Consider the following 14,242-nt stretch of genomic DNA (forward strand, 5'->3'; position numbering starts at 1 on the left):
GTGAAGATGGTGAAGTTAATAACCGAAACATAGTTTTTGAGATATTATTTTGAATTCATAACAAAATAATGGCTTATATCATTTATTTGAATTTCATCCATTGCATCGATAAAATTTTTATAAGTTGCCTGGTCTTGCGGGTAAATGATTACAGTAGTTTCTGAACTGTTTCCTAAAATCGACGCAACTTTTTTTTGTTTCTGCTGAATAACAAAACGAAGGTTTTTAAAAGTGCAATACTTATTAATTACTTTATCAGGATCAGATCCATCAACATATTTAATGGAATCATTTCGTGTAAGCGTAAGCGTAAGTACAGCATTTCATTTAACCAGAATTTTAGCAGCACTATCTTTTGGCAAAATAAGATTTGTCATTGTTGGCTCTGAAAGAGTCGTAGTTAATATAAAAAAAGTTATCAGCAGAAAACCAAGATCAACCATCGGTGTAAGGTCAACCTTGATTAATTGTCCTGATGAATATCTTTTTGATCTGCGGGTGGTTTCTTCAAACTGTGCCATAGTTTTTTTTATTTAAGATGCACGAACCAGGAGATTACATAAGAAGGTAATTGAAATAAAAGTAATCTCAAAAACTATAGCAAAAAAAAGAGATGCTAAAAAGCATCTCTTTATAAATTAAATAAAAACAAATTATTGATCGGGATTTGTTAAAGTTACTGGTTGTAAACGGTAAGCATTCACATATCTTCCGTTTTGCTGAGCCGGCGTCCAGTTGGGTCCTTTTCTTATTGCGTTAGTTGCAATCTCGGCAAGTTTGGTACCCTTCATAGTAGTTGCTTCAACCTGGCTAACCTTGCCGGTCTTGTCCACTATAAACTTTACTATACAAGTACCATAATCAGATTCAGTAAATTCATCGATATCTGCCTGGATTGCCCTAGTTACATATTTTTGCCATGCGCCGGGACCTCCTGGAAACTGAGCATCGATTTCCACTTTAGTAAACACTTTATCAGCATCTTCATCCTTAGCTACCGGAGCGGCTACAACCTGCGTTCCTTTATCTTCCACAGGAGGTGCAACTATACCCAAATCTTTTGTTCCTTCAACCGTCTTAACATCCACTTTAGCTTCTTCAATTTGCTTCACTTCTGGTGGTGGCTTTATCACTTCTTCATCTTTTACCACTTTTGGAGGAGTAAATTGAATGGTGGCTATCGGTGGCGGTGGTGGTAATTTTGGTGGCGGCGGTGGTGGAGGTGGTGGCGGCTCATTAGGAGCTGCTTCCATCACGAGATCTTTTGTTTGAACTACTTTTACATCTTTTGACGAGGAAAGCTTATCGGCTATAACAGAGCCTGCAAAAATCAATAAAAGAATGATAACCGTACTTCCCAGTGCGATCTTAATTCTTTTATTATAAGTTTTCCTGAGTTCGTAAGCGCCATATTCTTTATTCCTTCCTTCAAAAAGGATATCCAAAAGATCTGACTTTAATATTTGATTAGCTTCCATATCTTATTTTTTATTTAGATACCTAAACAGAATTTTTCCATAAAAATTATTGCACTCCGCCTGCCTTTTCTGTTTGTTGAATTAATTTATATTCATCTGGCGTAGGATCAACCATGGCATATCTGCCAATATCATTTATGGTCATCTCATCCAGCACATCAACAGCATTTTTATAGGTGGCGTCTTTATCAGGTTTAATAATAATAAACAGGTCATCTACAGGAGTACTTTTCTTTTTGTCAAGTATAATTTTCCTCAAATCTTTATACCCGGTTGTTTGCATTTTAGTAGGATCGTTACCATAGTAATAGTAGACAACATTACCCTTACCAAGCATAAGAGTGAGTGATCCGGATTCTTTTACTTTATTTTCTAAGTTAGGATCCTTTGTGTCTTTTGGCATAGCCAGGTTCATAGCTGTTGGCTCAGCAAGAGTGGTAGTGAAAATGAAAAAAGTAATTAATAGAAACCCGAGGTCCACCATTGGTGTGAGATCCACGCGTGTAGAAAGCTTCTTCCCCTTTTTAACACCGGGTCCTTTATGACCGCCACCCGATTTTACTTCCATTTCTGCCATAGTAGAAATATTTTATTTTGAATAATTAATTAATCAGTAGTAATTACTTACCCCCATGTTGTGCCTTCAAATTTTCCTCGTATAACACAGTTCCAGGGGGAACATCCTCAGCATTTGTTACAAGATTGTATTTAAATATATCATTCTTCTTAAAAGCATCTATAACTCTGCCAAAAGCGAAGTATTTTGAAGAGTTATCGCCCTTTATAAGAAAATTTAGTTTTTTTCCTTGCCCTGCAGTACTTGCAGCCGATATCCATGCCTCCAATTCATTGTTGGTGCTATCAATCGGAATACCAGGCATTTTTATATTCTTTTTTTGTTCAGAAGGTATTTTAATAAATTGCAATAATTGACTAAAGGGAACACCAATAAAGTCCGTACCCATAAAATCTTTTCTATCCTGAGCAGAAACATTTAAATTTTTCTCTTTCACCAATTCATCCCAGATATCACCTTTAATATCATCAGTAAGGTTTAGAAATACCCGGTCATCTTTATCAATTGACACTAAAAATGCATCTTTTTGAGGAGCGTGTTTATTGGACACAGAACTTGGCGGATTAACCTCCACTGCTTCGGAAGGTTTAAACTGACCAGTTAAAATAAAAAAAGATAATAACAGGAACGCCACATCGCACATTGCTGTCATATCAACATTCGTACTCCCGCGTTTTATTTTAGCTCTTCCCATGAATTGTATTTTATATATTTAATTAGATTCGTTTTCTAAAAATTTCCACAAAACAAAACGAATTATTTATAAAGTGAGGCAAAGCTCTGTGTAAGTGTAAAGCCAGATTCATCAATTCCATAAGTAATGCCATCAATTTTCGTTGTGAAAATGTTATAAGAAATAATAGCAAAAGCAGAGGTTCCGATACCTAGGGCGGTATTATATAACGCTTCAGAAATACCAACTGATAACTCCCTGGTAGCTTCAGAACCACCGGAAGATCCAAGGTTACTAAATGCTCGAATCATACCAATCACAGTTCCAAGCAGCCCAATCAAAGTAGCTACAGAAGCAATAGTGGAAAGGAAAACGAGATTTTTTTCAAGCATCGGTAATTCAAGAGCTGTGGCTTCTTCTATTTCTTTTTGTATAGCAAGTACTTTTTGTTCCGTATCAAGGTCAGTCTCAGTTATCATTGCTTTGTACTTTCTAAGACCTGCTTTCATTACGTTACCTACTGAACCTTTCTGCCTGTCGCATTCAGCGAGAGCAGCATCAACTTTTTTATCAGCAAGATAAAATTGTACTTTTCTTATAAACTCTGCATTAGACCCTTTTCCATTAGCTTTGGCAACAGTTAACCACCTTTCGACCACGAAAGTGAAAACAATTAAAAATAAGCCAATCAATATAGGCACGATGATTCCTCCATCATACATTCGCGAAAAAGAGCTTTTTGGTCCTTTATGATCAGGCCAGAATCCCCCCGAAGGATCAGGCTGTGTGAAATTACTTGGGGAACCAATAACAAAACGCCAGATAATATAGCCCGCGACTATACAAATTATTGGAGCAAGCAGTGAAATAATGTTGCTGGATTTTTTTGCCTGAACCGAAGTGGTGGCTTTAACAGTTGAGCTTGCAGTTGTATTTGATTCTGCCATAACGTTAGGTTTTTTTTGTTAAAAGTTTAAGATGAATTTGATTAAATATTTGATTGTACAATTGTAGCGAAAAAAAAATTGAAAAGTTCCATTCAAGCAAAAAAAATTTTTATAGGAGCGCACAAGTTAATAAAATATTATTTTAATCTGTTGAAATAAATAAAAAAAATTAAAGTTCATTTCATCAAACAACTTAAAAAAGTTACAGGTAAAAAAAACTGAATTAGGAAAAAAATTATTCGTACCTAAGAGCAACAATTGGATCGAGTGAAGCCGCTTTTAATGCAGGATATAAACCCGCGAAAAGACCCACAGCCGAACAAACGACAATTCCCAAAGCAACCCAAAACCAGGGGACGACAAATCCGGTATGAAGTAACATGCCTACAACATTACCAATTAGTACTCCTGATATTATTCCAAAAATAGCCCCTATAAGACTTATGAGTACAGATTCAAAAAGAAATTGTGTACGAATACTTTTTTTTGTTCCTCCTATCGCTTTAATTAATCCTATTTCTCTTGTTCGTTCATTCACTGCCACCAGCATTATATTCATAAGACCTATAGCAGCCCCTATCAAAGTAATAAGCCCAATAAAAGCCGCAGCAGTAGTGATAGTTCCAAGGCTTTTCATAAACACTTCAGCAATACTATCACTTTTATCAATGTAAAAATTATTATCCTCGTCAATCGCAACTTTTCTTATTGGCCTAAAGGTTCCTTTTGCTTCACTTATTGCGGCATCCATATCTTTGATATCACCTACCATAACTCCCAAATTATAAGTTGTTCCATCGGTAGTAAAAAGACGACGTATGTTATTATAAGTGGTGAGTACGACATTATCAGCATTTAAAAAAGCGCTGGAACCTTTATCTTTTAATAATCCAACTACGCGATATTTAATACCTGCAACGGTTATAATTTTATCAATAGCCCTCTGTGTATTATCGCCATACAACTTCTGTGCAACACTATTTCCTATAATACAAATGCTTCGGCCGCTTTGTACATCAATCTTATTAAAATTTCTGCCCTGGGCTAATGTATAACCACTTAGGGCAAGATAATTCTCATCCACTCCCGTCATAGCTATATTAGGATTTGTTTTCACATCCTCATTATTTACTATAACATTTTGAGGACCATTTATTGATATACTTACAATTGCCGGAAAAGGGTATCTTTCTTTAAAAAGCTTTGCTTCCTGGTAAGTTATAATTTTTCCGTTATCAGATTTTTTTTGTTTTAATGCACTAAGGCTTGTCTTCTTTACCTGCCTTCTTCCTCCAAATCTTATTTGCCTATCCTGGTAACGGATACTGAAAGAATTGGCGCCCATAGTTGAAAAATTCTCAGTAAGGCTTTGGTTCATGGAGGAAATAGCAGTAATAATTCCAATCAATGCCATGATACCCAAGGCAATTATAGTAACAGTAATGCCTGTTCGAAGCTTATTACTTTTTACTGTTCGGAAAGCAAGTGAAAGTGAATCTGATAATTGCATAGCCTTTCCCCCAAAAATTTAATTACACGGAGAAAGTGAAGATACAATTTCAACAGAAATTTTACCGTAGGATTTTCTAAATTAATAATACAGCCAGTCTACAACAAGTGAAGGAAGTATTCCCGCTAAAATAATTATAGCAGCGCTTATGATAAGAAGGTATTTAAAATTTCGCGTTACATCCAATTGTGGATAGGCTCCAGCAGGCGGTTCTTTGAAATAAATTGCCTGTATCGCCCTGAAATAATAAACAGCACTGATAGCGGCACAAATAACTGCTAATACCACGAGCCATATTTGATGGCCATCTTTTACAGCAGCCAAAAGCATGTAAAACTTAGACGCAAAGCCGGCAGTAAGCGGAATTCCTGTAAGCGATAAAAGGAATATAGTAGCTGTACAAGCCAAGACCGGCTGATATTTATAAAGGCCATTGAAGCCTTCAATAGTATAATCGCTCATTTTAACCAGTATGGCAAACATACCAATGGTTGCCACACTATAAGACAAAGCATATAAAATCAATCCTTCCTTTGCTGTATTATTTAAAGCAAACAAAGCAAACATCATAAAACCGGCATGTGCAATACTTGAATAGGCCAGCATACGTTTGACGCTTTGCTGAAAAACAGCGGTGAGATTTCCTATGAGCAAAGTAGCAGCAGTAATTACTGCAATAAGCATTTGCCATTGCTGTTGTATAATACCAAATGAAACCTGGAACAACCTTATAAATGCAATAAAGCCTGCAATTTTCACAATGGTGGCCATAAAAGAGGTAAAAACTGTAGGCGCACCATCATACACATCAGCCGCCCAGAAATGAAAGGGCGCCGCAGAAACTTTGAATGACATCGATACCACTAATAAGACCAACCCTGCAGCAATCATCACAGGCATTTTTCCAGTACCGAGTTCTATCATATTAATATAGAAAGAACCCAAAGAGTTTCCCCCGTAAATTAATGCAATACCCATAAGCATTAGCCCCGTAGAAAAAGCGCCCATTAAAAAATATTTCAATGATGCCTCATTGCTCTTTAAATTTCGTTTATCGCTTCCCGTTAGAATGTAAGATGGAATGGACATGATCTCAATTCCCAAAAACAACATCAGCAATGTATTGAATGATGACGAGATGGATACGCCACATAAAATAAAAAATATCAGCGCAAAGTATTCCGATACATTCTCCCCCACCTTTTCAATTTCTCTTCCGTTTAAAAGAAAAAATAAAAATGTGCATATAAAAGAAATTGTATTGAATTGCAAGCCAAAATTATCGAAGTGCAACATCCCTTTTACATCAATATTAAAAATTTGAATACCACGAAACTCTAAAATATTAGCGGCAAGTAAAATGATAATACCTGCAATAGCCCAGTATTTAGGTATGGTGGATTTTTTAAAAAAAACTCCGCCAAACATCATTACAACTCCCCAAAGTGCAGATATTATTATTGCGTTCATAAATTAATCCTGTTTCCTTTATTTATATTTCTTAAAGAATCTTACTTAAATTTCTGTAAAATTTCCGTTACCGAACCTTGTGTTAAATGCAGGAGAGGCCCCGGATAAATTCCTAATATTACTATCGTCAATACAATTATGCTCAAAATAAATTTCTGACTCATTGTTATTGCACCAACATTTTCAGTAAAAGTGTTTGGCACGCCAAAAAAAACTTTTTGCATCATATTAAGCATGTAAGCTGCTGAAATTATTATGCTGAGGCATGCAAATGCAGCCAGGTATTTATTATATTCAAAGAGTCCCGTAAACATCAGAAATTCGCTTGCAAATCCATTTGTGAGGGGAAGCGCAATATTTGCCAAAACAATAATGAGAAAAAATATGGATAATGCCGGCGATTTTATAGCAAGCCCACCCAATTCTGAAATTTTGCGTATGCCAGTTTTCTTTTCAATAATATCAACTACAATCCACAGAGCAATTATATTAATACCATGATTAAACATTTCCAGCATAACGCCTTGCAGGCTTGTATTATTAGCAGAAAAAACTGCAGCGCCCATTAGCCCAATGTGCGCAATAGATGACCAGGCAACGATGCGCTTAAGGTCTGATTGTACAAATGCGATACTGCTTCCATAAAGAATACCAATTACGCAGAATATAATTACAAGCGTTTGATAACTGCCAACAGCATCAGGGAAAATTGGTAACAACCAGCGAAGCATTCCGAATATTCCCATTTTTACCATTATACCACTTAAAACCATCACTGAAGAATTGGAAGATTGCTCATATAAATCGGGCTGCCAGGAGTGAAAAGGGAAGATGGGCATCTTTACAGCAAATGCTAAAAAGAAAAGCCAGAATAAACCATTTTGTTCTCCCCTTGTTAATGTTGCATTGTAAAACGATCTCAAATAGAATGAATGATCTGAAAGTGTAGAGACCGGCGGTGTATGCAGGTAAACATATATTACACCTATCAGCATTAACAACGAGCTAACAAACGTATATACGAAAAATTTAAATGTTACTCTTATTCTGAACTCTCCGCCCCACCTGCTGCATAAAAAATACATTGGAATTAAAGCAAGCTCCCAAAAGAAATAAAACACCAAGGCATCGGTAGCAACAAATACACCGGTAATACCTGCCTGAGTTAATAACATTAAACCATAATAAACATTCGTGTTAGCATATTCACGTTTATGTGTAGCCGCAAAAATAAGCGGGAAGGTAAATGCAGTTAAAAAAGTAAGAAGAAATCCCATGCCGTCGAGTCCAACACTGAAACTAGATCCTATATAAGGCATCCATACATAGCTTACATTGCTGTAATTAAAATATTCAGGATGATGTGCAATATCAGAATAAAATAAACTGGTAACTGATACGCCCAAAGTTAGTAATGAAGATAGTAATGCAACCGTTTTTACAACTTTGCTGTTTTTTATAAAAAATAATATAATGCCTGTGAGCAGGGGAATCCAAAGCAGTAATTCAGGAAATGTATAATAAGTGCCCAGCATTAATTTTATTTTGTAAACAATTGAATAATTAATAACAATAATAATCCTGCAACCATTAATAATATATAGCTTCCTACATAGCCGCTTTGCAGCAATCGTATTTGCCTGCCGGAATAATTTATGCCTTTTCCTACACCATTCACCAGCGCATCAATTCCTGATTTTTCAACAACATTGCTCAAAAACCGTGACAATGCTTTAAATGGTTTTACAATAATGATATCGTAGAATTCATCCACATAAAATTTATTTTGAATAGCCTTTGCGAAAGCGCTTTCTTCTTTTATTGATCCGTCATAATTCTTATACTTGTTCCATGCCCAGATGCAAACAATAATTATAAGAAGAGATGATACAGCAATTAATATAATTTCAGTTTGTGACGATGTTGTATTGGTTACCAAAATTTTATTCGAATCAGCAAATACAGGCGATAAAAAATCTCCAAGTTTATTCCCATTCTTCATAAAAATTTCAGGTATACCAACTAATCCACCTATTGCAGAAAGTATCGACAGGCAAATAAGCGGAAAAGTTATTGCAGATGGACTTTCATGCAGATGATGCATTTGTTCGTCAGTACCGCGAAACTTTCCTGCAAAAGTTAAGGCCAATAACCGGAACATATAAAATGCGGTAAGCAGTGCACCGCCAACACCAATAATGTATAATAAAGGATTAACTGAAAATGCCGCCGCTAAAATTTCATCTTTTGAAAAGAATCCTGAGAACGGAGGTATTCCTGCAATTGCAAGGCATGCAATAAAAAATGTGATGTAAGTAATCTTCATTTTTTTACCAAGTCCACCCATCTTATTAATGTCTTGTTCGCCTCCCATTGCATGTATCACTGAACCTGCGCCAAGAAATAAAAGCGCTTTGAAAAATGCATGCGTCATAACATGAAAAACTGCGGCAGAATAAGCGCCAACTCCCAAGCCAAGGAACATATATCCTAATTGACTAACGGTAGAATAAGCCAATACTTTTTTTATATCATTTTGCTTTAATGCAATTATAGCTGCGAACACGGCCGTGGACAACCCGATAATTGCAACGAACATCATTGTAAATGGCGACATTGAGTAAATAATGTTGCTGCGTGCAATCATGTAAATACCGGCAGTTACCATCGTTGCTGCATGTATCAATGCAGAAACGGGAGTTGGACCAGCCATTGCATCGGGCAACCAGGTGTATAAGGGAATCTGCGCACTCTTTCCCATTGCTCCTACAAAAAGTAATAAGCTTATTCCGGTTAGTACAACTGAACCTTTTGCAGTAATAACAGATAATATACCCGTTTGAGCGTTAAATAGATTTTGGTAAGATGTAGTTCCAAAAGTGTTGATCAACCAAAAGATTCCCAGTATAAAACCAAAATCGCCAATACGATTCATAATGAATGCTTTTTTAGCTGCATTATTATAACTGTTGTTTTTAAACCAGAAACCAATCAACAAATAAGAACATAATCCTACACCTTCCCAACCCATAAACATTATTACATAATTGCCACCCATTACCAAAAGCAGCATTGAGAAAACAAACAGGTTTAAAAAAGAAAAATATCTTGCATAACCAACGTTGTCTTCATCTTTCATGTATGATGTTGAATACACATGAATCAAAAATCCAACCCCGGTAATAATAAGAAGAAATAAAGATGTGAGCTGGTCAATTTGAAATTCAAAAGGAATATGAAGCTTTTCAATATCAATAAAGGAAAAATAATTTATGTATTGAGGAACAAAACCTTCTTTTGAAACATTGACGAATACTAATATGCTAAGGCAAAAAGAAATAAATATTACGCCGCTACCTATAATTCCTGTAATTTTTTTTGGAATAACTTTTCTTCCAAGCCCGTTAATGAGAAAGCCGAGAAAAGGCAATAAAGGAATTAAATAAGCATCATCAAATATATTCATCATAAATACAGCCGGTATAAAATGAAAAGAAAACTAAAATTTATTTATCCTTGATTAGTTCTTAAGTCTGTTTAAAAAATTAATATCAATAGATTTTGTGTTTCGGTACATCATTACAATTATTGCAAGCCCCACACTAACTTCCGCCGCAGCAACAATCATAATGAAGAATACAAATATTTGTGCATTAATTGCTGATGCGACATTGGGTATAGCACCACCAAGATGCATTTTAGAAAATGCAACCAATAACAAATTCACCGAGTTAAGCATAAGTTCAATACACATAAATACAATGATTGAATTACGCCGGGTGAGCGCACCTACAACACCTATGCAAAACAAAGCGATTGATAAAAACAAGTACCATTTAATTTCCATACTTACAACTTTACTTAAACTTCAAACGACATTTATTCGATGAAACCTTATTAAAATAATTTCACCGTAAATTATCCGCGAGCGTTAATTTCTTTTTCTTTTTTACCAATGATTACAGCACCTACCATTGCACTTAAAAATAATACACTACTTATTTCAAACGGAACAACATAATCATTAAATAAAGTTTTGCCAAGATATTTAATGAGACCTACGTTAGTCCCATTTTTCATTTCGATATTACCAGTGGGTGAGTGTGAAAGTGCAGCAACCAATACAATTAACAAACATAAACCTGCTATAAGGCCCGCTATTTTTAAATAAATATTTTTAGGAATTTCAGGATGTTCATTTAAATCAATAAACATAATTACAAAAGTGAAGAGCACCATAATTGCACCGGCATAAACAATGATATTTACAATTGCAAGAAACTGCGCATTCATTAAAACATAATGACCGGAGATCGCGAAAAAAACAATGATAAGCCAAAGAACTCCATACAAAGGATTTTTGGAAGATATAACCCCAATGGCCCCTACAATTGCGAGGACAGATAAAAACCAGAATAATATTTGCGTCGTTCCCATTTACTTGTTTCGGTTTGCTTATTGTCGATAACTCATTGCCTGTTACTTTACTTCTCATTTCCATGTCCTTCCGGATGTAACTTTCTGCTGCCTTTTGCTTTTGCATAGGCTTCGGGATCCTCTTTTGGGTGAGGAATCAACAAATCTTTTTTCCCATAAATAAATCCCTTACGTTGATAATTAGCAGGGGCAAAAGTTTCGCTTAAATAAACAGCATCTTTAGGGCAAGCTTCTTCACACAATCCACAAAAAATGCAGCGCAACATATTGATCTCATATTTGGCCGCATACTTTTCTTCTCGATATAAATGTTCCTCTCCCGGCTGGCGCTCAGCCGCTTCCATTGTTATAGCTTCTGCAGGACACGCAACCGCACACAGGCCGCATGCTGTGCAATTCTCACGGCCTTCTTCGTCCCTGTTTAAAATTTGTAACCCACGAAACACAGGGCTAAAAGGCCTTGTTTGTTCAGGATAATTTATGGTAACTTTTTTTCTAAAGATATGTTTGAAAGTAATAAACATACCCCTGAGAATTTCGGGTAAATACATACTTTCCCAAAGATTCATTTTTTTCCTTGAGACAGGTTTTGCTCTGTTAGTTAATGCTTGCATAACTCCCTCCTTCTTTTCTCCCGGTTGTAAACAAGTTAAATTTATTGTCCGCAAAAGTATATTTTAATTTATAACTGCTCTTCATTTTTAAAATTGATTTTAATACTACTCTTTTAAAAATGCCAATTGTTTTGATGTAATAAAATTATTGCACCGGTTACCAGCATATTAAATAAAGCCAATGGTAATAAAATTTTCCATCCCAAATTCATAAGCTGGTCATAACGGAAACGGGGAATGGTCCAGCGTACCCACATAAATAAAAACAGGAAGCATACAATTTTTATAAAAAACGCTCCTCCCTGCAAAACCGCCATCCAGTTGGTTCCTATTGTATTTATTAATGTATGGTCATTCACAAATGGAATATCATACCCACCAAAAAATAAGGTAACCATTACCGCACTGCTTAAAAACATATTTACATATTCTGCAAATAAATAGAAGCCAAGTTTCATAGATGAATATTCTGAATGATACCCACCTATCAATTCGTTTTCTGCTTCAGATAAATCGAAAGGAGTACGATTGGTTTCAGCAAAAGCGCAAACGAGAAAAATTAAAAAACCTAACGGCTGTTTAAAAATATACCACCAATGATCCATTTGCTGATCTACCATTGTTTTTAAGCTTAAAGTACCACTCAGCATCAGCAATGCAATAAGGCTAATGCCCATTGCAAGCTCGTAGCTTATTATTTGAGAAGCTGCTCTCATTGCACCCAATAAAGAAAATTTATTGTTACTTGCCCATCCGCCTATCATTATTCCATAAACGCCAAGGCTTACTATTCCAAACACATATAAGATACCAATATTTACATCAGCTATTTGTAATGAAATATCGCGATTGAAAAGATGAATTTTATTGCCCCATGGAATTACCGCGCCAATCATAATCGCGGTAAGCATAGCAATGCTGGGACCAAGAATGAAAAGAAATTTTGATGAAAATTTTGGAATAATTTCTTCTTTGAAAAATAGCTTTAACCCATCAGCCAACGGTTGTAATATCCCAAAAGGGCCGGCACGATTGGGTCCGCGCCTATCCTGGATTATTGCAGCAATCTTGCGTTCAGCATAAGTTGAATACATAGCTATAACAAGGGAGGCGCTTACAACAACTATTATAAGAACAAGTTTTTCAGTAAATACAGCCCAATCAATTGCTAGTAAATGCATAAATGAAAATCTAAAACCTGCTCACCGCAGGCGGGTTCAAAATTTAAAAGCCTGTTCAGTTATTAATTTCAATTTAAAAAATTCAATGAGTACCAGGATTTGTTGAATCTGTTCCTTGCGTATTCGCACCGACTCCTTCCTTAATATCTGTTACATTATGTCCTGTTGCAAGAGGCTCTCCATTAAAAGTTTTTCCGGTTGCCGGCCCAAATAATTCATCTAAATGTACATCCTGCTGGTTCACTTTACTTTCTTCATGAATGTCCATTAATAACAACGGACTTCTTCCATTTAATAATTTATCCAATGGATCGTGTGGCATTACTTTTACCTGGTAATGATTGGCCGAAATAACTGAATGTCTGTTGATAGATGTTGGCTTTTCAATAACCCAGTCAGATGTTTGCTTTTTATCAAACCTGCAGTTATTGCATATCCACATTGGCTTCCCGTTTTCATCGTTCTGTACTTCGCCCCATTGATCTTTGCGTGTTGTAACACGATATACTTCGTCGCCCCGATTCCACAAAGTAACTTTGCCACAACATTTATCACAATCACGATGAGCATCCATTGGTTTTAAAAACCAAACCCGGTTTTTAAATCTGAAGGTTCTATCAGTAAGTGCACCAACTGGGCAAACATCTATCATATTACCACTGAAATCGTTTTCAATTGCTTTTGATATATATGTTGAAATATCAGAATGATCGCCCCTGTCTAAAATACCGTGCACACGGTTATCTGTAAGTTGATCTGCAACATAAACACAACGATAACAAAGAATGCATCGTGTCATGTGCAACTGAATGTATGGACCGATATCTTCTCTTACAAAAGCTCTTCTTTTAAATTCGTAACGGGTTTGAACAACGCCATGTTCATAACTAAGATCCTGCAAATGGCATTCTCCGGCCTGGTCGCAAATGGGGCAATCCAGTGGATGATTAATCAATAAAAATTCGACTACTCCTTTTCTTGCATCTAACGTTTTTTCACTGGTAACATTTTTTACTACCATTCCATCCATAACATTTGTTCTGCAGGAAGCAACCAATTTAGGCATGGGCCGTGGATCGGCAGTGGAACCTGCAGCAACTTCTACCAAACAGGTTCTGCACTTACCACCACTGTCCTTTAATTTACTGTAATAGCACATCGCCGGTGGTGCAACTTCCGGGCCTATCATTCGTGCAGCATTTAAAATAGTTGTTCCGGGTGGAACCTCAATAGTTATATTATCTATTGTTATTTTAAAATTTGCAGGCGGTTCTTTTTTTATTTCTTCAGCCATTTTATATTATTTCACAAAAACTCTTAGGAGTTAATTGTGTAAAGTTTATTATTGAATTATC

Annotated in this window: 14 protein-coding genes; all 14 read right to left on the reverse strand. The window is 35.9% G+C overall.

The window, feature by feature from the left end:
- Positions 1-323: 323 nt before the first annotated feature.
- The 14 genes from FW778_RS09800 to FW778_RS09865 all read right to left on the reverse strand — a co-directional run bounded on the left by FW778_RS09800 (position 324) and on the right by FW778_RS09865 (position 14,181).
- A complete protein-coding gene (locus tag FW778_RS09800; RefSeq protein WP_150414525.1) occupies positions 324-521 on the reverse strand; it encodes an ExbD/TolR family protein in 198 nt (65 codons plus the stop codon).
- 132 nt (positions 522-653) lie between these two features.
- Positions 654-1,478, reverse strand: a complete 825-nt coding sequence (locus FW778_RS09805; protein ID WP_150414526.1) for an energy transducer TonB — start codon at positions 1,476-1,478, stop codon at positions 654-656.
- 46 nt (positions 1,479-1,524) lie between these two features.
- Positions 1,525-2,055: an ExbD/TolR family protein gene (locus tag FW778_RS09810; RefSeq protein WP_150414528.1), complete on the reverse strand. Its 531-nt coding sequence runs from the start codon at positions 2,053-2,055 to the stop codon at positions 1,525-1,527.
- Between the two features lie 43 nt (positions 2,056-2,098).
- Positions 2,099-2,749, reverse strand: a complete 651-nt coding sequence (locus FW778_RS09815; RefSeq protein WP_150414530.1) for an ExbD/TolR family protein — start codon at positions 2,747-2,749, stop codon at positions 2,099-2,101.
- Between the two features lie 62 nt (positions 2,750-2,811).
- Positions 2,812-3,675 carry a MotA/TolQ/ExbB proton channel family protein gene (locus tag FW778_RS09820; protein WP_150414532.1) on the reverse strand — a complete coding sequence of 288 codons (864 nt, stop codon included), beginning with the start codon at positions 3,673-3,675 and terminating at the stop codon, positions 2,812-2,814.
- A 235-nt stretch (positions 3,676-3,910) separates the two neighbouring features.
- The gene (locus FW778_RS09825) at positions 3,911-5,185 is read right to left on the reverse strand and encodes an ABC transporter permease (protein ID WP_150414534.1); all 1,275 of its coding nucleotides are present in this window, start codon (positions 5,183-5,185) and stop codon (positions 3,911-3,913) included.
- Positions 5,186-5,266: 81 nt separating this feature from the next.
- Positions 5,267-6,655 (reverse strand): NADH-quinone oxidoreductase subunit N, encoded by a 1,389-nt coding sequence (locus tag FW778_RS09830; protein ID WP_150414535.1) that lies wholly within the window; start codon positions 6,653-6,655, stop codon positions 5,267-5,269.
- A gap of 41 nt (positions 6,656-6,696) precedes the next feature.
- Positions 6,697-8,190, reverse strand: coding sequence for a complex I subunit 4 family protein (locus tag FW778_RS09835; protein WP_150414536.1), 1,494 nt, complete (start codon positions 8,188-8,190; stop codon positions 6,697-6,699).
- 5 nt (positions 8,191-8,195) lie between these two features.
- On the reverse strand, positions 8,196-10,124 hold the full coding sequence (nuoL, locus tag FW778_RS09840) for an NADH-quinone oxidoreductase subunit L (protein ID WP_202552170.1): 1,929 nt from the start codon (positions 10,122-10,124) through the stop codon (positions 8,196-8,198).
- 51 nt (positions 10,125-10,175) lie between these two features.
- Positions 10,176-10,502 (reverse strand): NADH-quinone oxidoreductase subunit NuoK, encoded by a 327-nt coding sequence (gene nuoK / locus FW778_RS09845; protein WP_150414537.1) that lies wholly within the window; start codon positions 10,500-10,502, stop codon positions 10,176-10,178.
- A gap of 71 nt (positions 10,503-10,573) precedes the next feature.
- Positions 10,574-11,092: an NADH-quinone oxidoreductase subunit J family protein gene (locus FW778_RS09850; RefSeq protein ID WP_150414538.1), complete on the reverse strand. Its 519-nt coding sequence runs from the start codon at positions 11,090-11,092 to the stop codon at positions 10,574-10,576.
- Positions 11,093-11,139: 47 nt separating this feature from the next.
- Positions 11,140-11,661 (reverse strand): NADH-quinone oxidoreductase subunit NuoI, encoded by a 522-nt coding sequence (gene nuoI / locus FW778_RS09855; protein WP_235906184.1) that lies wholly within the window; start codon positions 11,659-11,661, stop codon positions 11,140-11,142.
- A 158-nt stretch (positions 11,662-11,819) separates the two neighbouring features.
- Positions 11,820-12,887, reverse strand: a complete 1,068-nt coding sequence (gene nuoH / locus FW778_RS09860) for an NADH-quinone oxidoreductase subunit NuoH (RefSeq protein ID WP_150414540.1) — start codon at positions 12,885-12,887, stop codon at positions 11,820-11,822.
- Positions 12,888-12,969: 82 nt separating this feature from the next.
- Positions 12,970-14,181, reverse strand: a complete 1,212-nt coding sequence (locus FW778_RS09865; RefSeq protein WP_150414541.1) for a 2Fe-2S iron-sulfur cluster-binding protein — start codon at positions 14,179-14,181, stop codon at positions 12,970-12,972.
- Positions 14,182-14,242: the final 61 nt, after the last annotated feature.

This window comes from Ginsengibacter hankyongi, assembly GCF_008710285.1.
Lineage (GTDB): Bacteria > Bacteroidota > Bacteroidia > Chitinophagales > Chitinophagaceae > Ginsengibacter > Ginsengibacter hankyongi.

Bases quoted from the DNA above. Each gene is read 5' to 3' on its own strand.
- FW778_RS09800 (WP_150414525.1), bottom strand. From the start codon at position 521: ATGGCACAGTTTGAAGAAACCACCCGCAGATCAAAAAGATATTCATCA.
- FW778_RS09805 (WP_150414526.1), bottom strand. From the start codon at position 1,478: ATGGAAGCTAATCAAATATTAAAGTCAGATCTTTTGGATATCCTTTTT.
- FW778_RS09810 (WP_150414528.1), bottom strand. From the start codon at position 2,055: ATGGCAGAAATGGAAGTAAAATCGGGTGGCGGTCATAAAGGACCCGGT.
- FW778_RS09815 (WP_150414530.1), bottom strand. From the start codon at position 2,749: ATGGGAAGAGCTAAAATAAAACGCGGGAGTACGAATGTTGATATGACA.
- FW778_RS09820 (WP_150414532.1), bottom strand. From the start codon at position 3,675: ATGGCAGAATCAAATACAACTGCAAGCTCAACTGTTAAAGCCACCACT.
- FW778_RS09825 (WP_150414534.1), bottom strand. From the start codon at position 5,185: ATGCAATTATCAGATTCACTTTCACTTGCTTTCCGAACAGTAAAAAGT.
- FW778_RS09830 (WP_150414535.1), bottom strand. From the start codon at position 6,655: ATGAACGCAATAATAATATCTGCACTTTGGGGAGTTGTAATGATGTTT.
- FW778_RS09835 (WP_150414536.1), bottom strand. From the start codon at position 8,190: ATGCTGGGCACTTATTATACATTTCCTGAATTACTGCTTTGGATTCCC.
- nuoL (WP_202552170.1), bottom strand. From the start codon at position 10,124: ATGATGAATATATTTGATGATGCTTATTTAATTCCTTTATTGCCTTTT.
- nuoK (WP_150414537.1), bottom strand. From the start codon at position 10,502: ATGGAAATTAAATGGTACTTGTTTTTATCAATCGCTTTGTTTTGCATA.
- FW778_RS09850 (WP_150414538.1), bottom strand. From the start codon at position 11,092: ATGGGAACGACGCAAATATTATTCTGGTTTTTATCTGTCCTCGCAATT.
- nuoI (WP_235906184.1), bottom strand. From the start codon at position 11,661: ATGAATCTTTGGGAAAGTATGTATTTACCCGAAATTCTCAGGGGTATG.
- nuoH (WP_150414540.1), bottom strand. From the start codon at position 12,887: ATGCATTTACTAGCAATTGATTGGGCTGTATTTACTGAAAAACTTGTT.
- FW778_RS09865 (WP_150414541.1), bottom strand. From the start codon at position 14,181: ATGGCTGAAGAAATAAAAAAAGAACCGCCTGCAAATTTTAAAATAACA.